Here is a 23,929-nt window from a genome sequence, read left to right as displayed (position 1 = left end):
GCTCGTCTTTGTATTTCCGAAGGATTCTTCTCTTTAGCCGTTCCTTTCTTTGTTCCGCTGTTAAATGTCTTCGAAATAAATTGTCTCCTTCGAGTATGTCGTATTCCTCTTCTTGGGTAAGTTCGTTCATATAGTAACGAACAGGGATGTTCTCAACTCGACGACGCACGTTCTCGTCTTCGTGATCCTTTAACTCAAGCGCTATCCGGTAACGATTCTCTCCCGTCACAAGCGTTCCGTCTTTTTTGGCCGTGAGTGCATCGAGAATCCCATTCAGTGCTATGTTCTCTTTCAAGCTCTCGTATTCTTCTTTTGTCAACGGATCAAAGTCGTTCCGTGGATTCGGCTTTAAACTCGAAGGTGGAACCATCTTCACAATGGGGTTCAGTGTTACTCCCTTAGGGATATACTGTTTTTTGTATGTGGAGCCCGGCCGGGGACTTGATTCTTGTGCGTCCATCCACTCTTTGGCTTTCTCTTCTAAGGAAACTTTTGTGGATGTATCTTTCTTGGGCCCTTTTGTATTCCCTTCTACTTTCATCTTTGACACCCTTTTAAGTTTCTAAGAGCCGGTCTCAAAACTGCTTGTACTGAGAAAGCATAATAATATCAATGTGAAATGGACAAATATTATTCAGAGATACCTGATGCCCTTTGGCAAAAAATCGCATCTTTTATCCCTAAAGAAAAGGTCAATCCCCAAGGAGGGCGCAATCGTGTACCTGCAAGAGTGGTAATGGCAGGGATTATCTATCGAATGAAAACGGGATGTCAGTGGCGTGCAATTCCGAATGACTTTGGGTCCGGTCAAACTTGTCATAGAAGATTTCAAGAATGGGAACGAGCGGGAGTATTTAAAAAGATCTATAAATCCATTTTAAAATATTATGATGTGAAGAATAAGATAGCATGGGACTGGGCTTCGATGGATTCCGCAATGGTTAAAGCTCCCAAAAGGGGAGCTTTAACCGGAAAGAACCCTACAGACTGTGCCAACATCTCTTTATCTCGCAAGCTCCATCATTGCTTTTAACTTTTTTAATAGGTAGTTTTGAGACCGGCTCTAAGATAGCCTAAAGCCAAATGCTTTCTGTTATAATATCTTTATTATCGAATACGGTGATAGAAAATTCTTGCTAAAACTTCGGCACGTTCTTTAGCATTCAACCGCTTTGCTTCTTCCCTACTTTTGAGATCTTCAAATATTGATGTTACATTTAGAATTACGTTGGCTTTACTTAATACAATCCGATTATTATACTCTTCCGGATCTAAGATTTGGAACAATTTAAGCATAAGGAAGGAAGAAACCCGATTCAATAAAGGAAGACGACTTTCACCTTCTATGATATGTTCCCTAATTTCAAACGCGTCATAATGTAATATCGCAACAGCCCAAAATAAAGAAGAAATCAGAATTCCAAATGCGGAATTCGAAGCAAAAAAATATCCATGTAATGGAAGAATATAAACAAATATTAAAGAAACAAAGAGCGAGAAGATAATACCGAAAAAAAATAAAAATGCTCTTACTCGATCATCTCCATGTTTTTGAAAAATAAAAAGCAAAACTTGAATTAAAGAAATCAATATATAAAAACTACAATATCCGATCAAAAGATGATAAATCCAAGTTGGAGTATAAGCGAATTTCTCTGGTTCTGTAAGATGAACAACATTACAATTTACAATAGATATCAAAAGGTAAATAAGAATGATTATATTGGTCATCGATTTCCAACCCATTTCTTTAGACGCCTCATGCGAGTTAAACAAATTGAATATAAGAAAGTATAGAAAATGCGGAGTAAAAGTGGCTGGAATTAATGTCCAATTGATTATAGTGGATCGATATTCATTGGGAGTGTAAACTCGCAGTCCTAAACAAAGTAGCCAAGCGGCAAGTGAAATTGTAAGTAAGAAAAAATATTTTCGAACCGGCTTATTGGAAGCAAAAATCCAAACATAACAACCGAGAGAAAACACAAATAATCCAATTCCCACTTCGATCAAGTTGACAAATCTCCAACAAATATGCTCTCGTTATTGTTTTTTTGAGGCAATTTTCTGTAAAGACTCTTTCCCGATTTCGATTACTTTAAACCAAGGTATTTCACCTTTTAAGTATAAACCAGGGAAATACATAGGACCCGGGTATTTGTCAGATATTACCGCGCCTTCCCTTAAATAGATCCTCTCAATGCCAGATAATTTAGGATTATACATTCCATACACTATATCATATCCTTTGCTTACACAGTAAGCGGCAACAGCTATAAAATTATCTTTCGCAGCTTTTGCTCCTTTTACATTTTGAATAAAAGCTACACTATTCCAATCAGCTACATTTTCTTCAATGACCGCGTATCTTTTAGGCGGAAGCTTTTCATCTTTGAATAAAGCAACTTCTAAAGGAATAAAGTTGCATGGTTTTTTTTCAGTAATTCTCATTGCTGAAAAAATTTGTCCGTTCTCTTCCACATAAAACCAAGTCGACCAAAGATCATAATGATCTATATCTTTCCAAGGTGAATTGGAATAACCCGCATCCTTATATATTTTAGAAACAAATAATTTTACTTTATTTAATTCTTCTGGCTCATCTAATCCAATAAGTTTTTTTACTTTAATTTCTTCTAATAAATACGACATAATGTAATTTATGTCTCTTTAATTGAAAATTCAATAATTATTTCAGATTTTACGCAAAATTAGAATAAAAAGCTTCTTAAGAATTCAATTTTTCAACAGTTACCTGAATTACAGCTAAATCTCGATCAGATAGGTGAAGAATATTTTCGATCAGCGTTTTCATTCCTTTCCGACTATAAATTCTATTAAGAAAATCAATATCTTCCTTACTTCCAATATTTACAGGAAAGAATAAGATATCTCCTTCTTCACGGAGTAACCAATTAGAAGAAATACCAAAAATATATTCAAAAAGTAAAGCCATTGATTCAGTAAGAGTATTTTCACCATTCCGTAGGCGAGTTATTGTTCCCGGTGTTACACCTAATTTTTTAGCTATCTGATTTTGATTTAAACCCCTACTTTCTTTCAGAAATTTTAAGGCAATGCTTATTCGATTCTTGATCTTTATATTATTCATTTATTGCATTAATCAATTTTTTTATTTGACATATTGTACTATTCAATATAAAGTTCGACCAATTCAACAGATTATAACCGGAGGATATCCTAATGTTATATTCGAAAATTCAGTCATTTAAGTTTAGAACTAAATCTAAATCTATTGGAAAGAAGGCCGCTTTTTATAATAAAGTATTTAGTTTTTTATTTTTCCTAATATTCCATTTCCATAGTCGGTTTTTCAACTCCCTACTTATTAATTTCCGCGAACATCTTGAAAACTACATCCTTTCCATTACGACTCACCAACTTAGAGTTTCAAACTCATTACAGCTTTTTTTAAATAACCAGTTCTTATAACTTCTCCTCTCAATTGAGGGAAAAATTCACCTAAACCCCAAAAAAGGAAAAGCCATGGTTTTCAATTGTTTCCAATCAATGCCCTTAGAAATCTCCCATTCCGATTTAGACGAGTATGAAAAGATCTTAAGGAAATCATTAAACGACGAAGACAGAGAGGCAATATTGAAATTCACAAGTTTCCGTAAGATTTTAACGATCAGAAAAAAATTAAACCTGTAGAATTTTTTCTCTCAATCAATTTGAAAAGCAACGAGTAGATAACACTTTTAAGGATAACGTCCATCGAACCTAGTTCTCCTCCATACCTTATATGAATACTTTCGGAATAGATCATTATAAGAATCTTATAGATTTAATTATTACCTACTTCCACTCCTTTAGTGTGGTTATCGGTATAATTTTAGGATTTATAAAACTTTTTTCAAAGGATGATTTTAAAAAATCTTATGGAACGGTCCTTCATTCTATTGCGTTATTTTTGATTTTAAACAATGGTATTCTTTTCGGCCAAGGAAACTTGCGAACCGAAAACAAAATTACATTCGGATTTTATTATAGCTTAGTGTTATATTCCATTTCGGCCGTTTTTGTCTGTTTCAGCTATGTATTAGAGATTTTAGACCATCCTTGGAATTACTGTAAAAAACTTTTAGGAACGATTCCCGTTACTATTCTATTATCGTATTTGATTCCAAAGCTTTATTTTATTTCTTTCATAGACGTTCTTGGTTTTGGGATTTCCGTATTTACTACTGCTTGGTCTTGCAAAAAGATTTTAATATCTCAAAAATCTATCGTTTACCTCAACTTCCCTTTGATTTCATTCCTAATTTCTATCTGTTTTGTTTTAGATTTTCTTGGCACGCTACTTGATAGAAAAGACTTCTTTTTTATTGCGGAATTGTTAGCCGGATCAGTGCTTTGCTATATCGTTATTTTAGAACGGGCTTGTCCTTTTTTGTTTAGTAAATCTAAATCTACGATTATAAACATAGTTTCAGAACCGAAAGAATCCCCTATTTCTGAAGAAATTCAAGAAGAAACAAAATTTCAAGGTCGCAATTTATTAGAGGGTATCGATTTAGAAAATGTGGAAATCAAACTGAATCAATTTATAACTTCCAAAAGGTTTAAAGACGAAGAACTTAGACTTCCTGACTTTGCTGCAGACTTAGGCCTTTCCACTCATCAAGCTTCTTACTACCTAAACAAATATCTTAGTAAACGATATAATGATTTTCTGAATTTTATAGAATAAACGAAGTTAAGATTATGATGAAAATAAATCTAATTTTAATCTTTTAAATATCGCTCTCGAATGCGGTTTCAATTCTTCATCCTCTTTTCACAGGGCTTGTATTAGGTTTACCGGGAAATCCCCGCGTGACCTTAGAAATTATATTCAGTTAAATTCTAACAAAGACATAAATTCTTAAAATACAAACTTCTCATTCGAATTTCTAACTCTTTTGTATGATACTTTCATAGATGACAGCTTTAAAGAATTAGGATTATTTTTTCCCTTTCAATAACCTGCCTATCATATCTATGATCATCTTCTGATCCTTGGGAGATAACAGGAAAAAATCTTTGATCATCTTTCGGACTCCAGAAGTTCGATCCAGCTTGCGATGAAATGTATTTTCCGCATCCAAAGCGGCAATATCGAAAGCGTTCATTTTATTTTTTTGTGGCCCATTTTTCATTAAAAGCCAATCCTTTCGAAATCCAAATTTATGTTCGATCACAAGAGCGACTGGATCCGATACATCTCGTTCGCCCGAAAGAATGTTGGAAACCTGTTGCTTGGAAATGCCAACCTCCTCTCCAAATCGGCTCTGAGTCATTCCTGTTTCAGCAATGATCAATCTCAGTCTTCCGGATTGTGTTTTTAAATCAAATGAATTCATTGAATGCTTCTGAGTTGGCAATATTACGGAAATTAAAGGCCACCCATCGAGAAAGCGCAAGAAATTAACGCATTGTAGGGTTTTGTAAAAACCTTCCGAGTTTCGGTTCATAATAACGAGATTTGTAATAGTAAAGACCAGTGTCTTTGTCTTCGATCTGTCCTGTAAATTTGTAACGGAATATATCCGGTCCATACGAATCATTTCTGTTAATCGCACCGTATGGCTCATAAGAAACGTAACTCACTCCCGGTTCAGGTCCACTTGCTGGGTTCCCCACTCCGTCCGTTATCATCGTAACAGATCCCAAATGATCCGGGTGATAGAAATACATTTTCCAAGGGGTTAGTGATTAGGAATTAGGGGTTAGGAACTCGCATCTCGAAGCGGGCGTGCCTCTGCGAAATCTTTCCGAACTTCCACCGCAGAGTCGCGCTCTTCGTTTCAATCTGCAACGCACCATTTCAAGCTTTTCGTATATTCCTATTTCTGCATTTAATTCATGGTGCGTTGCAGTATTTCCACTTCGATCGCTCACGCTTCGTAGTTAATATCTTGTCGTTGTTTCTTGGAACTCACTCTATTATACTCAGTTTATTCAATCTAATCCTTTGGGATCTCGCAGGGTTTGTCTTCGTCCGGCTCTGGGTTCGGCTCTATGCTTGCGATGATTTCGAAGATCTTTTCCTTTTTCAAGATTACCTTTCTATCTTTAGGATCTTTAAACGCCTCTTCTGAAAATGGGACAAATGCGACTTCAATATCTTTAGGCACAAAATTTAAACGGATCGAATGATTGGGAGGTAAATCGAATTCGGATTCTAAGCTTCCAGATCTACGATAGGCTTGAAACGTTACATAGAATATTAATTTATTTTTTCCCGCTGGCACAGGCATTCTATATTCACAATCTTCAATAAAATTATCTCTTAAATCTCCTACCAAAAGCTGAGATAAGATATTTCTATCTAATCCATCCTTTTTATGATAAAAAAATCCTCATTTGGATTAATTTTCATTTCGTCTTTAATAGAAATATTTAAAAATCTCCTTCCCTTATTATTCAGATAAACCGAAAAGTTAAAAACATATTTATCTGAATTCAAAATATAATTGGATTTATATTTTCTCTCAAATTTTCCCATTTTATATTTTATATATGTTTTATCTACTCCTTGGACCTCTGTGGAAAATTGGATTGTTCCTGGAGTTACACAAGTATTCAATATTATAAATGCCCAAAATAAAACCGTGTATTTTTTTAAAATCATAACTTACCCTCACAGGTTCTAACGGTTCCTTTTACATAATCAGCAGCTAAACTAATTGGAAGTTTCGCGCCGTAACCTATTATGTCATAACCAACGCTTTCCCAATCACCTTTAATTGCGCTGTTGGCTGTACCCACAATTGAAATATAAAGGACTGCACGAGATAAAGGCAGCCCTTCTAATAGTTTAAACGCACCGACACTTCCTTCTTTTGCTCCCGACGTTCCATACACATAACCAGGAATACCTTCAGCTGGTACCCCAAACGCAGCACCGTATCCAATCATCGCCGCAAGTTGTCCCGCAGTAGCATAACAAGCCCATTTACGAGCACTCTTCTCATCCCAATGAATATTATTAAAACTCGATTTAGAATAACCACCGGCCCCATACGCTTGCATTGTATAAGGACTTAGGATCACTTCTCAGTAAATATCCAAAATTAATCTTTATAAATACACTTTTCTAAATTATCTTTCGATTTCGTTAGGTTATGAGCTATTTGAAGATTTATGCGATTCGTATCCTCTTCAGATCTTTGAAAGTCAAGATAAAGAGAATTTCGTTCTTTCACATCTACAGATTTTCTTATATAACCAGTCAAACCAAAACTTTTAAATTCAATTTCAAGATTATAAATTCCAGCAGGAATTGGAATACGATATTCACATTCTTCTGTAAAGTATGTGTATTCTGTCACAGTATGCCATCGCATTGTAAATGGGAGATCTTCTGGATTAGTATAATATGTTCTCCAATATGGGTTATCTGGAATAAGATCATAAGCTTGTGTCATATAACCATCTTTATATCTAAGATCAGCTTTCAAAATAAAATGCTTTGAGTATTTGTTTAAGCTAAATCCCTTATAATTGAATATCAAAAATGAGCTACTATCTTCTGGAATCGAGACTCTATCTTTGAATGGAAGAACATATAAACAATTTACCAAATGAAAGGAAATTAATAATATTATATTATACTTCATTGAACACCTTTACAGTATTTTTCTGATGCCTCAGCATATTTTAGCCCTAAACCAACCGGCACACTTTTATTAAATGCTTTTTTTATAATTAATGCAGTAACGTCTGCTCCTAAACTTTTCCAATCGCTTGAAGCTATGTCATAAGCAATACCCGCATAACTTGAATAAGTCATTACTTCTTCCAATATAGCATATGTTTGAGCCAACGCAACATAACCAGGATATATCCCTCCCGCCAACAACCCACCAAAGGTTATCGCAGCACCGTAACAACCCCCAAGCCTAGCGCTCTTCTCATCCCAACGAATATTATTGAAACTAGATTTAGATACTCCACCACCAAGATAACCTTGCAAAGCGTAAGGAGACAAAATCGAACCGATTGCCGCGCCTGCCGCAGCAGCAGCCGTAGCAACCAAACTCAACCCCAAACCAATTCCAACACCAATCGCAAGCGCACCCAAACCAATCGCGGTATAAACTGCACCTGTGGCAGTAAAACCAGCAACGGTCGCAACAGCCAAAGCTGTACAACCAACAATAAAAGAAGCCGCCGTCAATCCCGCCAAAGCCACACCCCCTAACGCAAGACCAGTTCCAGCAATCGCACCACCTAACATCAGTGCGGTGGACGAGGCTACGCCCACTCCTAATCCAGCCATTCCAATCGATTCTATACCCGATGTTAAAGCCATACTACCTACCGCTCCTACCGTCGCCACTCCGGCTCCCGCTGTTAGTAATGTCGTACTTCCTACCATGTTCAAAGCTGCTACTCCAAGACCCGCTCCCGCAGCCATCATTCCAATGGAAGACGCGGCAGCCACTACCGCAATGACAGATAACGCGGTGGTTACTGCAAAAACCGCTACTACAGAAGCTACTGCCGCCGCTGCTCCAATGGTCGGTAATGCAAATGTCGGAAATGTTACCGCTGCAATTGTTCCGATTCCAATGCTGTTTCCACTTGGATCTGTATGATTGATTGGATTGCCTTCCGTATACATATACAAGTCCATCGACATCGCTCTACTAGTGTCCAAGATGCTGTCCGCTTGTGTAAATCTTCCGATCATCGGATCGTAATATCTCGATTTGTAATAATAAAGTCCTGTGTCTCGATCCTCTTCTTGGCCTGTGTATTTGTATCTAAATATATCCGGTCCTTGAGAATCATTTCTTTGCACTTCTCCGTATGGTTTGTAACTTACGTGTGAAGCTCCGCCCCATTCTCCTCCGCCAAGTCTGTTCCCGTATCCATCCATTGCCATCGTCACCGATCCTAAATGATCCGTATTAAAGAATACGAATCCGTTCACTGGAGTCCCTCCCAGTGGAATTCCTGAGTTCCCGCTTTGGGTCGGGGTCGTATTAAAGGATGGGGTGCCCGCAGGTAGTACAAGAGGTGCGAACATCCAAGGCGGATCCTCTCCTCCGCCGCCTTGTAAAAGTCCGTTACAATTTGTTACAAACATTAGCATCGAAATTAAGGTCAATGGAGTTAAGAATTTGAGCTGAATTCCTTCTACTACATCTCCCCGGTGTAACAATACAAAACAAATTCCTAATATTAGTAAAATCAATATTCCTGATATGACCCCTCTTGGATTGGTTCGTAGAAAATTACGAGCTTCTGCCAATCGAGTCAAGCTTTTGTAGTAAAATCCGTTCAGTTTGCCTTTCAGGTCGGTCTTCCATTCCGAAGAAAATGGAATCACTGCTGTCGTCGGATTCGTTCGTAACACAGCCGTTTGAGTCGTCCACTGTCCGATCAGTTCCCCTCCTCCTCCTTTAAAATACAATGTGTGTTGAGGGGACATTCCAGCTTGATACGATATCTCATACAATCCACCGACTGTAATCACTTTCCTTCCATCCATCAATCTATTTTTGATAATTCGTGTCCCCGTAAAATCGTAGTCGTATTCGATCGTTCCTTGTTCGATCGTGTCCATTCTACGCATCTTTTGGAATCCGTCGTATGTAAGAGTCGCTCCGTTTCGAGAAATCATATTTCCACTTGCGTCGTATCCAAAATCTCCGATATATCCAGGACTTGTCACATGAGTCACCGCGTTTCTGTGGGCCGCATCCGTATAGCTAAAGGTTTTGTCTCCTTTTTGGAGTAACTTCCCCGTATCCGTATATACGTAGTTCTCGGTTCCGTATTTGCCACTTGCAGATGTTAGGCGGTTCGTATCGTCGTATGTAAAGTTTTGAGTTCTCGTATTATTGACCTTGTCTTCAATTTGAGAAAGATTACCTTTGGAATCATAGGAGTAAGCTACATTCTCGTAAATGTTCACGCCCGACTTTGTCACAGTCTCCAAAGCTCTTTTGGTTATCTTGTCTACGTAAATATCCGTCCAAGAACCGTTTCCTAATTCCTTAATGATCTTCACTCGATTCCCCTCGATCACCGGCCCTCGGTAAGAGACCAAAGGATGTTCCGAGGTAGAACCGTCGTTTGGAGTTAAAGTAATTCCGTTCAAATATCCCGATTCGGAATATTTGTGGCTGATCTTCGTTCCTTCGGGATAGATTACATCGGTCACTTTGTTTTGGAAATTGTATCTTTTTTCTAAAAGTAATACTAAGTTGTCTTCTCTTACGATTGTCTTTTTGACTACCGTTTGGTTTCCTCTTACGTCGTATCCAAATTCTGTCGGTCCTAACTCGTCCGTTACCCTTGACAATCTTCCCATTCCATTGCCAGAACTTGGCAAATCATATTCAAAATTGTGAATTTGATTTCCACCCGCAGACGTAGCCGTTTTGTTCAAGATCCTACCTAAAGAATCGTAGGTTAAACTGACTTGCGTTCCGTTTGCGTATCTTTCTTCGATTAAGTCGCCCGCCGTATTGTATTGGTATTGAATCGTTCCGCTGTTTGTGTTACTGACTGAGGTTTGTTTTCCGGAAAAGTTGTAAGAAATCAACGTCTCTCCGTATTCAGGATCTAAAATCCTAGATACGTTTCCTTTAGCCGTGTATTCATATTGAATCGTCTTTCCGTTTGTAGTTTTACTCAGTGTTTGACCTAATCCGTTTTTTACTTCGATCAAAGTGGAAAGAATTTCAGATCCCGATCTTGTTACGGTTGTCGTCGTATTTCCGGTATACGAAATTGTGGTTTCCATCCCGTCGTTCGATGTAACTCTTATCAAATCCTGGTTTCCATCATACTCGTAGTCTTTGACTCCGAGGATCTCTTGCCCTTCTAAATGAGGATCGATCTTTCTTAGGATTTTACCCGCCTTGTCTTTGTAAGTCGTTTCGGTTAGCACCGAGCCGTTTACAAGGCTTCCTCGTTTTACGGTGACGCCGTCTTTTAGGTTTGTAATTTCTTCCGACCAGGACGTAGAATTAGCGTCCGCGACCATTGTGGTTTTTGCCCTCGCATTTGTAAGACTACCCGTGTTTGCATATTCGATCGTTTTAGTCCAATCCGTTGATCCGGGTAATTTTACAGCCACAACCCTACCGAACAAATCGTATTTAGTTTCCGTAATATTTCCGTTTGAATCCGTGTTCGTTATTTCTAACCCCCGGGTCAAATCGTATGCCTTTTGAGTAACGTGACCGAAAGAATTTGTAACACGTATCGGAAACCTGTGAACTACCGCATCATATTCAATACTAGAAATGTTTCCCCGAATGTCTCTAACTTGAGTCGGATTTCCATAAGGATCGTACGAAAGGAACTCTGATTCTGAAAAAGAATTGGTATCTACTTTTTCCCTAACTTTAGAAATTAAATTCCCATTGTATATATGTTCTTTATACGAAACGATCTGTCCGTCTCTGTAAGTTGTATTCGACAAAGGTTTTAGGGAAAAGGAAAGGGGATCATAAACGGTAACGTCGGAAAAACTAACCCCCCATATAACGGAGGTTTTTCCGGTTGGATTGTAATTTGCGTCGTAAAGAAACGTGGTGTTCGCCGATTGAAAAAGAACTCCGGAACGATAGATCGATTCGCTGGAAGAAACGGGGCGAACCCAAATTCTTCCGTTGGACAAGTTCGATTTGGAATAGTTTTGAGTGCTGGAATGAATCACTACTCCGGATTTACTCACGGTCAATGACGTTTCCAGTCCCGCCAGATCGGGGTCGGAATATCCGAACATTCGCACCGTGTTTGTTCCGGTTAAAGAATCAAAGGCGGCAACGGTTTCATAACCGAGAAGGGATGATTTTTTCAAACTTCCCCGAAAAAATCTGGGAGTACTAAAGGTATAATCCGTTTTGGCGATTAAATACTCATTCGAGCCGTCCCAACCGTAAGAAGAAACCGACTTTACTACGGGCTCAGGCGCTAAAAACGGATACACGTTTGGTTTTACCGGCGTTACCGCATTCGGATTGATTCTTTGTCCTACAGGTTGGGAATTGAGATGATTCTTTTTTAAATCATATTCAATTTTTGTAACTTGGATATAATTCGAATCGGTTCCTTGGTAGATATTTTGAACGAGACCGTCCGGAATTTTCGGTTCAAAACGTAGTATCTCTAAAGTTGCATTCGATCTAAAAGGAACCTGTCTGATTAAAATAGAAGGTAAAACAGGATTGGGGCTCGGGGTCCAATCGGAATAGTTTTGAGGGCTTGAGCCGACTCCTACAAGTTCCGTAACTCCGTCTCCGTTAAAATCCAAACTTTGTAAAAAACCGCCCGAGTTCCAAGAGTAATCCGCAAATAAAGGATAGTAAACCAAACCGGAAGAATTGAGACGCGCCAATCGAACGTTGATCTGACCGTTCTGATAATAAACCAAATCGGCCCTACCGTCTCTGTTTAAATCCGTAAACTCTTTCTTGTTCTTCCAATTGTTGTATCCCGTACTGGAAAGGGACGCGCTTTCATCCGGCGTGGGTGTGGGAATTGCCATCCGGTTGTTATCGATATCGGTCCAAGCGTAACTGTCATCCGGACCGAACCAAACCTGGATCTGAACGATAAAGAAAAAATAACTTACACGCAATCGATCGGTTTCACCGTCTTCGTTTATGTCCACATACGTGTCTTGATTGAGCATGACCAAAATCGGAGAAGAGTAAGAACCGTCTCCCCTTCGTATCTCTACAAGATAACCGGTCTCTCCGCTTCTTGTAACCCGGTCCATATGTCCGTCATGATTGATGTCATAGTCCGTATATCCGTAGGTTCCGGGTAAAAACGGATTTCCAAACTCGTCTAAAAGCGATACGTTGTTGATATACTGCCAAATATTATCCGTCTGAAAATTTTTACCGTTAAAATGATATTGATGAATATACGTTCCGGAACTCATCGTGATAAAATCCAAATAACCGTCTCCGTTTGTATCCGCAAAAAACCGATTCCCGGAATCTCCGAAACTTGTCCCACTTTCGTCCAAGGTCGCGTCCGGACCGGATACGGAAAGTGTATTCGTATTCGGGTTGCAGGATAAAAACGTAACGATCAGTCTTCTGGAACCGGGAAGTCCCTCCATTCGGATAAAGTCGGGAATTCCGTTTTTGTCTAAGTCCGCAAAAAGTTGAAATTCCAAACCGTAATTGCTAAAAGAAAGTGTTTGAGAATAGCTTAAAGTACTCCCGTTTGATAGATATACTTCAAGACCCAAACTCGCATTCGCCTGAACAAAATCCGAAAGTCCGTCTCCGTTCATATCGGCAACAAAATGGTCCCCCCTTTTATCCTGAGTTTGCGGAACAAAGGACGTAACGCCGACACCGGAATCGGAAAAATTCGGTCCCCAATAAATTCGTATGGGAACTCCTGATTTTTCGAATATTAAAAAATCCGATTTTCCATCCCCATTAAAATCACCCGGGAAAATTCTACCCGTACTCGTTAAATTGAGCGAACTTCCAAGCGGACTCGAATCGATCGGCAACGAGGAATTTAAAACGTCCCCGCCGGTTCTTAAATCCGTAACGTAAAATCTCTGGTCGTTTTTAGGTCCGAGAACTCGAACATATTCCGGAATTGTATCTCCGTCTATATCCAAAGCTCCCGCAAACGAAGTTTCCACTCCGTTTGTATGAACGTCCCAAATATTTTGAGTCGCCCAACCACAAATTGCAATCGCCCAAGGGCCCGCGGTAGCCATACAGGCAGGATTGGCAGTACACAAACAAGCGGTCACGCCTGTGTCATACGCACCTTGTAAACCTTCTTGGATGGCTCTAAAGGTAAGACTAAAACCGTCCGAAACGGAACGATTGATACTCGCAGAAGACAGAGAATCCTCGGAACGATTCGTATATGTTAATGTTATGGGTTCATAATTGGATCTTTGAATCGTTTTTAGCAAACGAAAAGTATCGTCATACACATAATCAAAAGAATACGATTCGATTCTGGATTCCGATCCGTTTTGATCCGTTGCATATACGTCTATATTAGAAAGATATTTTGAATGTTTTTGCCTTACGTTTGAGTTAAAAAGTACGGAAATAAATCCGGAAGACTCGTTGGAATAACGAAACGAAATCCTACCGTTCCCATGTACGTAATTGATCGAAGACGGTAGTAACAGTCCGTTTCCAAGTCCTACGGAGTCGTAGGAAATATCATATCCGTTCCCGTACGGATCTCGAACGCTTTTCAATCCCCAAGTAATGACCTTCCCGGAATCGGGAACCTGAGCAAAAATTTTAGAATCAATCGTGGTTCCGAAAAGATACTGTGTTCCGTTTTTTTCTTCGATCCTCCACGCTCCCCCCGCTAGTCTTGTAATCTTAAGGGAAGTTTGGGTTTTGGAAAAATAATTCCCGCTTCCATCTGATACGAACTCTCCTCCCAAAGAAGAAATAAACCTTGTATCACTTTCAGACCAACCGTACGAGGGATTGACTTGTACTACGGGGATTCCTTCTAGAGAAAAACCTTTTCCTAATATTCCACCGTCCGAAGGGGAAGAGTAGTAGAGAATCGTTAATTTGGGAACGACATCACCCGCACCGGGCGGAACAGCAATCGGATACGAAAACGAAGTTTTCCCGAACGAATCTACATTCAGTTTCGGCATCGCTTGAGGAATTCTTGTTTCTTCCGACGGAAGGGCCAGAGAGAAAAAATTTCGAATCCCTTCTAACAAAGAAAAATTGAATACAAAAAGAATCGAAACTCCAACAAATACTATTCCAATAAATCGCAATTTCATATAAAAAACCTCTAAAATCTTTGTTCACCAAACTATAGTTAGTTGCAGATTCCCTAACACTCTCTAATACAGTCCCCAAATAGAAAACTTTATATTTTGTGATGTTTTAGCCACTTGTACACGAACAAATGATTTCTAGGAATTACTTTTTCGTTTTTAAATTACATTGATGAATGTTTTGTATTTATAAATTATAATTTTAAACTAATGTTAATTCGAAGTATTTGCTTTTATTCTCTATTTTATAAAATGATGATATTTCAAATTATAAACATTTGAAATACGAAGAATATTCTATTTACAAGAAAACGCATTTCATACCTTTGGATGTAATTTATGAATGGTTTTATTCAATGTTAGTGAAAAGAAAATTATATATTCTAATTTTTGCATGTATTTCACACTTTTCCACCGCCCTATTCGCCTCCGAACTTCTTCTCAAATCAGGAGAAGCGTTTCTAATCGAAGAAATCAACGAAAGCGCGGATGTAGCACAACTTCGCTGGAAAGGACGACAGTACAAAATCCCAAAATCTGAAATTCAAAGAATCGATTATTTAAAAAAGGGCCCGAATCATCGTATCATTATTCGGAATTTCGTTTAACGGATGGAAGTTCTATCCGAGGAATCATCGTTGAAACGAAAAAAGACAAACTCGTATTTCGAACCGAGTTAGGATTTGTAGAAGTCGAAAAATCCAAAATTCAAAACTTAAACGTGAATTCTTTGGAAACAGAAAATGAATCTCCCGATTTACCTGACAAATACCTTTCCGGTAGATCCGGAGAAAACTTACTCTATGCAGGTGGTAACCTCCTCTTTCAGGCAAATCTTGGGTCTTGGAACAAGAACAACCCCGGAACCGCCGGTCTTGGGTTCTTTATCGAAAAAGGTTTTTTGAACCATCCACTTTGGTTTTTCGGATTTCTTTCCGAGTATTCTGTCGCACCCGGCGTTCAAGGTTCTATCAATCTCTGGAATCAATCCATCTATTTCGGTAAACAATTCGGCAGCTTTGCCCCCTACTTCCTATTAGGCGGCGGGGCGACTTCTGTTCAATGGAAGAGCGACTCTCGATCGTATAACGGAACGGATCCAGAGCTTTTAGGAGAAGTCGGTTGGGCTTGGGAGTTTACAAACGGATCTCGTCTTAGACTCGGACTTAGATCTCAATGCACTTTTGAATCCGGGGATTCTTTTTGCAGGTCCGGAATTCGTATCTCTTGGGGGTTTTTGTTATGATTTTATTTTTCAAAAAAGAAAGGCAATTAGGATACATTCCATGTTAAACGCGTCCCCCAACCATCCGGAGATTTTAACACCTATTTACGGAACTTTGCAGGTGATTTTTTCAAACTTGAGAATCAATCGTATTTTTAAGATAACTCGGTTTACCTTTTTTTTCACACTAATCTTGCATTTTTTCAACTGTCAAAACTCTCCGCTTTCCAATATTCACGATGCGGGAAACGCCAAGGTTACATTCGCATTTGTTTCCCAACTAGGCCCTCGTTCTGCGACTCTCTCTTGGGAATGTTCCTCTTCTCTACCGGGTTCCGTTTTGTACGGCAAAGGTGCAATCGAATCCGTTGTTACTAGTTTAGAAAATTCTAAAATTCATTCCATGATTCTTCCCAATCTCGAATCCAATACCGATTATCTCGTGTATGTTTTTTGTTCTTCCGACTTAAACAAACTTCAAGGAATTCCTCTTACTTTTAAAACTTGGATCAGTGATTTTCCTAAACAGGACTCGTGGTCTTTGGGTTGTGGGTGGAATCGGCGCGGACGCTTCTCCCGTTTCCGAGATTGATTTTTTTGATCCGGTTACTTCTACTTGGTGTCCGGCCGCAACTTCGATTCCCACACCCCGCGCTTTTGCAAACATAGTCTCTCACAAAAACAAAATCTATGTTATCGGCGGAATGGAAAAACAAGGAATCAACTACATAGCTTCTAAAAAAACTGAAGTCTATGATCCGTATACAAACCAATGGACAACTCTTGCCGATATGCCCGTCGCCAATCAAGGAGGTGTCATCGCTTCAGTAGGAGAAGAAATTTTTATCATCGCGGGAACGACAACTATAGATATGGTGACCGGTACAATTTTAAATACGGTTTCTCGTTTTGCTCCGGGGATAGGGCCGAACGGTCTTTGGCAAAGTTATACGTCTCTCACAGCGATTTTTTCCAGAGTAGATATGTCCGGTTGTGGTCTCAATGGAAATATCTTTTTTACCGGAGGAAGATTCACAAACGACGGAACCTCTCAAGCAACCTCTGATTCCTATTCCCCTTCGATCAATTCCACGTCTGCCGCTGGAGAACCTTCTATTACAATCGCAAGGCACGGTACAGGCTCTGCTTGTATAAAACCTTTAAATCATGACCCCTACCCCACCGATCCCGAATGGATTGCAGTCATCGGAGGTTCTACAGGAGTTAGCACTCTACAACCGATCACGTCTATTACTACAACGAATAGAACCGACTTTTTTCGAAAACGGAACTCTTGCCTTTGCAATCGGTCCGATCCTTCCTGTTTCCGTTTATTATCCAGGTGTTCAGGCTTCGTATGAAACGAGAAAGTTATTCGTCTTTGGAGGTGCTTCTGCACTCAACATTCCTACAGATTCCGTTTATTCTATCGGCCTTCAAAATCCGATCGCAAGCACTTGGTCTCTGGATTCTCTAAAAATGCCGAGGGCAAGATACTCTCACAAAGTCGTTCGGATTGACAGGTAAAAAATTATGAAATCGATTTTACATTATTTTATATATTCTATTCTTATAATATTCTTTCTTTTGTCCCCAAACCGTCTTTTCTGAAGAAGTCATTTCAGGAAGTCACGAAAGTGGTAAAAAATTTATCGAAGAAAAACGTTTTTTAGAAGCTGAAAAACTAAGCAGTATCCCTACTGACAAACAATCCTTCCGATGTGAATGCGGAATACATTCTTACTTCCGCTTGGGTTGGTTTAGGTAGGGAAGAAGCTAAAAAAGGAAACCTTGAAAAGGCGGTTGAACTTTTACAAAAAAGCGCGTCAAAAATGGCCCTTCGATCAAGAGTTAAAAAAGGAAATTGAGCTTCTAGGAAATATTTCTTCTAGAAAAAATGTTTCAGCCAACTCTTTTCAAAATCGCAAATCTTCTAATTCTCAATCCATCATCCTCATAGACACCGATCTTTTAAATTCCATACAGAATCTAAAATCAGAGTTAAATCTAACGCTAACAAACCTCAAAGAAACAAGTTCCTACAAGAAAGAACTAGAATCTTTCTCTAAAAAGAAAAACTTTATTTTAGTTTTATTTCGATTCTTACCCTAGTATCTTTTTGTAATCTCGCTTTAACCTTCTTTCTGTGGAAAAAAAGTATACTAGATGTTTTTTACTTTTATTCCTTAAATAACTGAACAACTTTTATATATACCATGGACATAGTAAAAATCAAGGATACCATAGAAAAGTATTCGCTCGGATTTGATTGAGTATATCAAAAAATCCGGTTCCTACAGAGAAATCCTTTCTTAACGAGTTGCCTGTAATAGATGTAAATACTGACAACAGTTCGTTAAGATTGAATGTTGTGTAACTCAAGTCGCAACGTGGATTTTATTTTTTACTATTCCTCTAACTGTCGCGATACCCATCCCTTTCGGGGACAGTTATATTAATATTCTTGTATGTGATTTTTTAATCTCTCCGGATTGAATTGGAATATAATTACTTTTCATTGGAGGCCCATTCTTGTCTGATTTTGTAAAGATGCCGAAACCAACTGCATATTACAAGATTTTCCATTTGCTATTTTTGCAAGTGCCTGCATAAATTCCTCGTGTGAAAAAGTTTCTTCATTTCGATTCACATTAGCATTTAAATTTATACTATAAGATTTTTCCTCCAATCTGGTTCCGTTTAAAAATTCAACTGGCATAGGTGTTTGAACTTCTTCCGCAAAATATTTCTTAATGAGCATCTGTAAGGGTTCCGGCACTGTGTTTAAAATCAGAAGTGTTCCNTTATCTCTAAACCGGACTTGAACTCGTTTCAGAATTTCGATACTGGATCTGGTTAATCGTTTCGATGACCAGTTTAAAAAGGCTTCCCAGGAGGGCTCTTGGTATTTCCGATCTATGTTCGAGTTTTGTTCTTGAGAAACGTTTTCTCCTTTTGTGGATTGTTTCGCTGTGTTCGAACTCGCTTGTAAAAGCGCGTTATATGTACTTTTAATCCTATCTTTGTACGAGTAGGATGATGCTATATTCACCGGTATGGAATTCCAAAAAGTATTCGTTTTGTATTTCTCTTTGATATAGATTAGTTTTCGAATCGTTTCCAGCACTGACTCTGGTGAAATTTCAGGATTGTCATTACAGAGTTTTTGCCAGAGTTTTATTTTTTCCTTTTCTTTTTCCGGAATAGAGTCATATTCACCGAACTCGTTCAATATAATAGTTTTTGCATGTTCAGAGATATTTGACCATTTAATTTCAGAAGAAGATTTTTCATTATTTTTATTACTCGTTGTATCTGTACCTTGGTTACTACTGATCCCTATAAAAATGAGTACACGTAAATAACGTGAGCAGGGTCGTAAGAAAGTTTGGGCGAATAAGAAACTAAAGTGCAACGACTCCCTGAACTCAACGCAGAGCTTTCCTAAGGGTCGCTCTGCGGGTCGTCGTCGCAGCTCGCAAATTTCATAGATAAAATGGCTCGCGACCGCGCTTTTCGCTCCAATTCCTTCGGAATTTAACTCAATGTTTCTCCCTACGGGTCGAAACATATAATCGCTTTCGCATTTTGTTATACCGAACTCACGTTAAATAAGAAATAAAAAAATATGGTAATTTGAGAAATGACAAAAACCAAAAGAGACTCAAGGATTTAGAGAAAAAAGACCAGAAGGGAATTCGTTTACTTGAGAAGGGCTATACATGTTATGGAGTAGCCAAAGAACTTGGGGTCAGTAAACAATCGGTAATGCGTTGGCGTGAAAGATATGAAAAGGAAGGTTTAGAAGGAGTGAAATGGAACGGCATAAGTGGCCGACCGTCTAAGCTAACACTCGAACAAAAGAAAGAATTACTACCCGGACGCATGAAAATAATACTCGAAAATAAGCGGTCGGTTTTGCAAAAGTACAACGGTTCTCAAAAATTAAGTCAAATCGGGAAATCTCGACTTTTTAGTAGGAAGATTCTAAATTTTCGAAATAGTTTATCATAGTATTTTATTCATGCGTCCGAGTAGTAAATCCAGATGAGTTTGTCTGGAATCATTTAAAGACAAATCTTCTACCTAAACGATTCTTGGGTTCCAATGATACTATTTTATATGTTGTTCGGCCTAAGGCATTCATTTATTTTTCTATATTTTTTTTAAGTTTTGTAATGAGTTGAATCCCCTATTCATAAAGACTTTCAAACAAAGATTGACTGATATAACCTATATCTCCAAAGAGTTTACAGCACATACCCAAAACTTTTATTTTACTTTATCAGAAAGGTCAAAGCTGCAAGCTTCTGTTCAGTTCCGGTTTTTTCCGTAAGAAAAAATCGAGACTGGACAGGTTCTTATGNGAATGGATTCTTCTGTTGTCGCATACTCCAAAGAATCGTAGAATCAATGAACGATATTCCGGAACATTTTCCCAGACAAGAATTTGATAGAAAGGAAGCTATGCCAGATAACGCGTTAGGCATCAGCTCAACAAAACGATTGTAACTTACCGCTTTTGGAAATTCCGATTTTAAATTCTTTTTTATTTCTATCAGATAATAATTTTAAAATTCTCTATAATGAGAAAGATGAAAACAGACAACAATACGTTGCTACTTCACTCAGGCTTAACTGAAATTTTCGGTTTCTTTTTCGAACCACCGGACAAAAGTATTTTCACGTTCCAGTTTATTTTTTGTTGTGTACAATAATCGTCTATCGCACAAAATATCTCTGTCAGATCCATATTTAACCCTTTTCTTGCTGAAAGTACGGTTCAATATGTGATCTGGCGCTTTTCTGTACAAGAGCTTTCCCTTTTTTCCTCCCTTACGACCCTGCTCACGTTAATATATCAGCGTAAGGCTCAGGTAAATTTGAACCTAATTCCTCAAGTTTTTCGATCCAAGCCAATATCTTCGCTTGATTTCTATCATCCTTAGAATTGATAAAAGTTTCGATTTCACTTTCTTCATTCTCAGATTCTGAATAATAGTAAACTTTCCATTTTCTCACCACAAATTAAATTACATCATATATGGCGTATTATCAATTCATAAAATTGAACAAAATCGAATTTAAGCTGCACAACCGGTTTTCGATTACAAAGTAGAAACTTTAAAATTTAAAGAAAATCAATCCAAGAGGAAAAAGGTTTCGGTCCTGGAGAAATGGAACAAATCTGCAACGACAACGAAGCCGGTCGAGCAAGATCTCTTACGGCGCATTTAAAGATGAAAGAAGTTTCCGACTATTGGAAGAAAATTGCGGAAGATCGGGAATCGGACGCGGAATTTGGGCGATCGATCAAGAATTGGATCACCGTATTTTTAATTAGAGGAGCGGTCTCTTTGTTTGCTGGAATATTTTTATTAGGAGGTATTTCTAAAATTTTATCTTTTATCCCATCAAAATCAAAATCCACAGAGTAATTTTTCTTTTCATCTCAACTTACTCTCTCGGACCCCGAAAGGAATCTTTTTTTATTGTTAAATATTATTCAATGTTGAGACTTTTTTATATAGAGATTGCAAATGATGGTTAGACATATCTAATATTGGCTCATACATAAAGCTGTTAATATGAATATTTTCTGGAGTCATTAAATTTACCTGTTCCAATATTTGAATTATCGTATATTCAGCTGGAAACTTATTTTTAAATTTTGCCAATAAGTCATTTGATTGATTCTTTTTTATTCCCTTCCAAAAAGAATTATCATTTATCTTTGTCACCATATATATTTCAGCTCTTAATCTAATTGCTATCGAAAGTGCTACCTTATATTCCAAATTCAATTTTTCATTTGAATTTCTGAGGATTTCGTCCGCAACCTCAAATATAAGATCAGTGACTTTTTTCGTTGGATCATTCAATGTTAAATTTGATTGATCTTTGAGTATCATCTTAAATGTATCCTCAAGTTCTTTTACTAGAAATGCTTCAGTATCAGGCTTAAAATGCAACAAAGAGGTCAGCTTTTCAAAAACGTGCTCCTCACCGGAAAACTCAGCCAAATTACGAACGAATGGAATTGAAGAGATCAACATCGTTTTGTCGGTATTTAATTTTGTTTTCCAATACGCAAAGGGGTTATTCTGATAATACTCTTCATAAATGCGTATCTCGGCTTCATCCTTATCAGTATTCAGCTTATTTGCTCTAAGCATGTCTAGTCGACTTGAAACTGTTCTAAAAAAATCATAATTATGAGACAATAGTATTTGGTAAAAATAGTCGTACCCTGCAATATCCTTTAAATATTCAATAATTGCATATTTATTTTTGTAATCAAAAGAATCTGCAATATCATCTATTATAAATAATGTTTTTATCTTTCCGATTTTTCGAGCCTCAACTTCAAATATAATATTTAGCAAATACAAAGCTCTTCTCTCGCCCGTACTCAACACCTTCATCAAGTCGTTTTCATTAACAACTTTTGTCGATGCTGATCTCACAAACTCAAATTGCACAACAGGCGCAAAAGATTTCAAGATCACTTGATCCTGGTTCCCGACTGATAGCTTAAAAGGAACTGAAAATCTTAGATTAAAAATATCTATCACTTCAGACCATAGTGTACTTTCACTTCGAGCTTGATCAATAATAGTTTCGATTTGGCTCCTTCCTGTTTCATACTCTTCAATAAGTGCGCGATAGGTATCTTTATGCGATTTTAAATATGATATCCATAATTTTTTTTTAAACGCTTCAAGATCTGATAGCTCAGGCAATATTTCAATGTTAGATTGAAGATGATCACGAAATTCTCTTAATTCCGCATTTGCTATGATTTGCTTATCTAATTCATTAAAAATTTTAAGCAAGTCGGAATTATTTAGAATTTCTTTCTTCTCATTTTCTATAATTTCTTCCAATTGCTTTTCAGTTTTAATTTCACTTTTTTCTTCTTTAGAAATAAAATTTACAGTGTGGTTTGCTTTAAAGAAGCCGTTCTCTTTTAAATTCTTAGCGATCGTAGACGCGTTCGTATGATTAAAAAAACCGCTTTTGAAATATTTTGATTTACTTAAAAGTTCATCGTATTTAAGAATATAGTCTTTTAATTTTTCTTTTATTGCAGGCGTCTGTAGAAACTTATCCGTTTTATCGGAAAAGATTCTTTTATATTTTATATTTACAAATTCAGGCTCACGGCCATCTAACACCTCGTCTTTAATTCCTGCAATTGCTCTAAAAAAATCGTTATCAGGTTTCGTGATAGCTTTAATTATTAATTCTTCAATGCCACTTTTAAGGTCTGTAAGAGACTTTAATAAATTTATGAGTTCGGTCTTCTTTTGCTCAAGACTAATATTAATATTTTCATACTGCGTTCTCAATTGAGCATTTACTAAAAGAGTTGAAACTTTATTCGACCGGTAAGACTCATTATACGGCTCAATAACAAATATATTTTCGGGTAATAAATCTTGGCCATTTTCATCTTTTATATTTCTTTTAGTTATTTCTTCCGGAAATATAATGTCTTTTGAATCTTGATTATTTGATAAGTCTATAAAGGTTTTGGCGAACGAAGTCTTCATCACCCCATTCGGTGAGTATATCGCGTAAGTATTTCTTTTTTCAAAATTAAATTCATAATTTAATTTTTTTATTCCATAACAATTTTCTAATTTAACGGTTAGCTTCTTCATGATTCCTATCTCGTTATTCTTTAGAAGTTATTGATAATAAAAAAGAATTTCCTAAAGAACACAGTAAATTTTATATAAGTTAATTCTGCTCGAGACCCCCGGACAAAATTTTCTGAATTTTACATTTTGAAAGTATTTTTTGGTGTCATTTTGAATAATTGTGGAGGAGAGGTTTCGAAAATAGAAGATCTGTTTGTTTTTGATTTAAAATAACCAATCAAATATTTGCTTAACTTCCGATAACTTATATTTTGGGCATAT

At 37.5% G+C, this 23,929-nt stretch carries 13 protein-coding genes and 9 pseudogenes; 8 read left to right on the top strand and 14 right to left on the bottom strand.

Annotation, left to right across the window (positions count from 1 at the left end; all coding sequences use genetic code 11):
* A pseudogene (locus tag LEP1GSC062_RS17810) lies at positions 1-541 on the bottom strand (chromosome partitioning protein ParB); the annotation flags it as partial.
* 99 nt (positions 542-640) lie between these two features.
* Between LEP1GSC062_RS17810 and LEP1GSC062_RS17805 the strand changes: the two are divergent.
* On the top strand, positions 641-1,033 hold the full coding sequence (locus LEP1GSC062_RS17805; RefSeq protein ID WP_341853181.1) for an IS5 family transposase: 393 nt from the start codon (positions 641-643) through the stop codon (positions 1,031-1,033).
* A 74-nt stretch (positions 1,034-1,107) separates the two neighbouring features.
* Here LEP1GSC062_RS17805 and LEP1GSC062_RS17800 read toward each other — a convergent pair whose 3' ends face one another.
* The 3 genes from LEP1GSC062_RS17800 to LEP1GSC062_RS17790 all read right to left on the bottom strand — a co-directional run bounded on the left by LEP1GSC062_RS17800 (position 1,108) and on the right by LEP1GSC062_RS17790 (position 3,112).
* Positions 1,108-2,013 (bottom strand): LIC10906 family membrane protein, encoded by a 906-nt coding sequence (locus tag LEP1GSC062_RS17800; protein ID WP_020984888.1) that lies wholly within the window; start codon positions 2,011-2,013, stop codon positions 1,108-1,110.
* A gap of 30 nt (positions 2,014-2,043) precedes the next feature.
* Complete coding sequence (locus LEP1GSC062_RS17795) at positions 2,044-2,652, bottom strand: LBL_2463 family protein (RefSeq protein ID WP_020984823.1); 609 nt, start codon at positions 2,650-2,652, stop codon at positions 2,044-2,046.
* Positions 2,653-2,728: 76 nt separating this feature from the next.
* A complete protein-coding gene (locus LEP1GSC062_RS17790) occupies positions 2,729-3,112 on the bottom strand; it encodes a helix-turn-helix transcriptional regulator (protein ID WP_010576853.1) in 384 nt (127 codons plus the stop codon).
* A 395-nt stretch (positions 3,113-3,507) separates the two neighbouring features.
* Here LEP1GSC062_RS17790 and LEP1GSC062_RS25960 point away from each other — a divergent pair, with 395 nt between their 5' ends.
* Positions 3,508-3,675 carry an LIMLP_19325 family protein gene (locus tag LEP1GSC062_RS25960; RefSeq protein ID WP_010576854.1) on the top strand — a complete coding sequence of 56 codons (168 nt, stop codon included), beginning with the start codon at positions 3,508-3,510 and terminating at the stop codon, positions 3,673-3,675.
* A 91-nt stretch (positions 3,676-3,766) separates the two neighbouring features.
* A pseudogene (locus tag LEP1GSC062_RS17785) lies at positions 3,767-4,892 on the top strand (helix-turn-helix domain-containing protein).
* 75 nt (positions 4,893-4,967) lie between these two features.
* Here the strand turns inward: LEP1GSC062_RS17785 and LEP1GSC062_RS17780 are convergent.
* From LEP1GSC062_RS17780 to LEP1GSC062_RS17750, 7 genes and pseudogenes are all read right to left on the bottom strand, one after another.
* Positions 4,968-5,366, bottom strand: a complete 399-nt coding sequence (locus LEP1GSC062_RS17780; protein WP_020983882.1) for a helix-turn-helix domain-containing protein — start codon at positions 5,364-5,366, stop codon at positions 4,968-4,970.
* An 82-nt stretch (positions 5,367-5,448) separates the two neighbouring features.
* Positions 5,449-5,700: pseudogene (locus tag LEP1GSC062_RS23385) on the bottom strand (RHS repeat-associated core domain-containing protein); the annotation flags it as partial.
* 269 nt (positions 5,701-5,969) lie between these two features.
* Positions 5,970-6,263, bottom strand: coding sequence for a hypothetical protein (locus tag LEP1GSC062_RS17770; RefSeq protein ID WP_039942555.1), 294 nt, complete (start codon positions 6,261-6,263; stop codon positions 5,970-5,972).
* Positions 6,264-6,334: 71 nt separating this feature from the next.
* Positions 6,335-6,637: a hypothetical protein gene (locus LEP1GSC062_RS17765; RefSeq protein ID WP_020984990.1), complete on the bottom strand. Its 303-nt coding sequence runs from the start codon at positions 6,635-6,637 to the stop codon at positions 6,335-6,337.
* Complete coding sequence (locus LEP1GSC062_RS17760) at positions 6,634-7,038, bottom strand: hypothetical protein (protein ID WP_010576868.1); 405 nt, start codon at positions 7,036-7,038, stop codon at positions 6,634-6,636. The genes LEP1GSC062_RS17765 and LEP1GSC062_RS17760 overlap by 4 nt, the downstream gene beginning before the upstream one ends.
* A gap of 41 nt (positions 7,039-7,079) precedes the next feature.
* Entirely contained in the window at positions 7,080-7,625 is a 546-nt protein-coding gene (locus tag LEP1GSC062_RS17755; protein WP_010576869.1) for a hypothetical protein, read from the bottom strand.
* On the bottom strand, positions 7,622-14,644 hold the full coding sequence (locus tag LEP1GSC062_RS17750) for an RHS repeat-associated core domain-containing protein (protein ID WP_039942553.1): 7,023 nt from the start codon (positions 14,642-14,644) through the stop codon (positions 7,622-7,624). Before LEP1GSC062_RS17750 ends, LEP1GSC062_RS17755 begins: the two co-directional genes overlap by 4 nt.
* Positions 14,645-15,138: 494 nt before the next feature.
* Between LEP1GSC062_RS17750 and LEP1GSC062_RS17745 the strand changes: the two are divergent.
* The 3 pseudogenes from LEP1GSC062_RS17745 (at position 15,139) to LEP1GSC062_RS24135 (ending at position 18,199) form a co-directional block, all read left to right on the top strand.
* Positions 15,139-16,022 (top strand): annotated as a pseudogene (locus LEP1GSC062_RS17745) (LA_3334 family protein).
* A 40-nt stretch (positions 16,023-16,062) separates the two neighbouring features.
* Positions 16,063-17,528 (top strand): annotated as a pseudogene (locus LEP1GSC062_RS17740) (galactose oxidase).
* Positions 17,529-17,534: 6 nt separating this feature from the next.
* A pseudogene (locus LEP1GSC062_RS24135) lies at positions 17,535-18,199 on the top strand (tetratricopeptide repeat protein).
* A 252-nt stretch (positions 18,200-18,451) separates the two neighbouring features.
* On the opposite strand, the pseudogene LEP1GSC062_RS25645 reads toward LEP1GSC062_RS24135, so the two are convergent.
* A pseudogene (locus LEP1GSC062_RS25645) lies at positions 18,452-19,335 on the bottom strand (DNA-binding protein); the annotation flags it as partial.
* A gap of 302 nt (positions 19,336-19,637) precedes the next feature.
* Between LEP1GSC062_RS25645 and LEP1GSC062_RS25070 the strand changes: the two are divergent.
* A pseudogene (locus tag LEP1GSC062_RS25070) lies at positions 19,638-19,874 on the top strand (helix-turn-helix domain-containing protein); the annotation flags it as partial.
* Between the two features lie 322 nt (positions 19,875-20,196).
* On the opposite strand, the pseudogene LEP1GSC062_RS25640 reads toward LEP1GSC062_RS25070, so the two are convergent.
* Positions 20,197-20,754: pseudogene (locus tag LEP1GSC062_RS25640) on the bottom strand (transposase); the annotation flags it as partial.
* Positions 20,755-21,178: 424 nt separating this feature from the next.
* On the opposite strand from LEP1GSC062_RS25640, the gene LEP1GSC062_RS17715 reads away from it, so the two are divergent.
* Positions 21,179-21,439, top strand: coding sequence for a hypothetical protein (locus LEP1GSC062_RS17715; RefSeq protein ID WP_010578214.1), 261 nt, complete (start codon positions 21,179-21,181; stop codon positions 21,437-21,439).
* A 57-nt stretch (positions 21,440-21,496) separates the two neighbouring features.
* Here LEP1GSC062_RS17715 and LEP1GSC062_RS17710 read toward each other — a convergent pair whose 3' ends face one another.
* Positions 21,497-23,668, bottom strand: coding sequence for a hypothetical protein (locus LEP1GSC062_RS17710; protein ID WP_010578215.1), 2,172 nt, complete (start codon positions 23,666-23,668; stop codon positions 21,497-21,499).
* Positions 23,669-23,929: the final 261 nt, after the last annotated feature.

The sequence above is a fragment of the Leptospira alexanderi serovar Manhao 3 str. L 60 genome, from assembly GCF_000243815.2.
Classification (GTDB): domain Bacteria; phylum Spirochaetota; class Leptospiria; order Leptospirales; family Leptospiraceae; genus Leptospira; species Leptospira alexanderi.
This window is presented reverse-complemented; position numbering and strand designations above follow the sequence as displayed.

Excerpts from the sequence above, each read along its gene's own strand:
- LEP1GSC062_RS17795 (WP_020984823.1), bottom strand. The coding sequence starts at position 2,652 with ATGTCGTATTTATTAGAAGAAATTAAAGTAAAAAAACTTATTGGATTA.
- LEP1GSC062_RS17790 (WP_010576853.1), bottom strand. The coding sequence starts at position 3,112 with ATGAATAATATAAAGATCAAGAATCGAATAAGCATTGCCTTAAAATTT.
- LEP1GSC062_RS25960 (WP_010576854.1), top strand. The coding sequence starts at position 3,508 with ATGGTTTTCAATTGTTTCCAATCAATGCCCTTAGAAATCTCCCATTCC.
- LEP1GSC062_RS17780 (WP_020983882.1), bottom strand. The coding sequence starts at position 5,366 with ATGAATTCATTTGATTTAAAAACACAATCCGGAAGACTGAGATTGATC.
- LEP1GSC062_RS17770 (WP_039942555.1), bottom strand. The coding sequence starts at position 6,263 with ATGCCTGTGCCAGCGGGAAAAAATAAATTAATATTCTATGTAACGTTT.
- LEP1GSC062_RS17765 (WP_020984990.1), bottom strand. The coding sequence starts at position 6,637 with ATGATTTTAAAAAAATACACGGTTTTATTTTGGGCATTTATAATATTG.
- LEP1GSC062_RS17760 (WP_010576868.1), bottom strand. The coding sequence starts at position 7,038 with ATGCAAGCGTATGGGGCCGGTGGTTATTCTAAATCGAGTTTTAATAAT.
- LEP1GSC062_RS17755 (WP_010576869.1), bottom strand. The coding sequence starts at position 7,625 with ATGAAGTATAATATAATATTATTAATTTCCTTTCATTTGGTAAATTGT.
- LEP1GSC062_RS17750 (WP_039942553.1), bottom strand. The coding sequence starts at position 14,644 with ATGCCGAAACTGAATGTAGATTCGTTCGGGAAAACTTCGTTTTCGTAT.
- LEP1GSC062_RS17715 (WP_010578214.1), top strand. The coding sequence starts at position 21,179 with ATGGAACAAATCTGCAACGACAACGAAGCCGGTCGAGCAAGATCTCTT.
- LEP1GSC062_RS17710 (WP_010578215.1), bottom strand. The coding sequence starts at position 23,668 with ATGAAGAAGCTAACCGTTAAATTAGAAAATTGTTATGGAATAAAAAAA.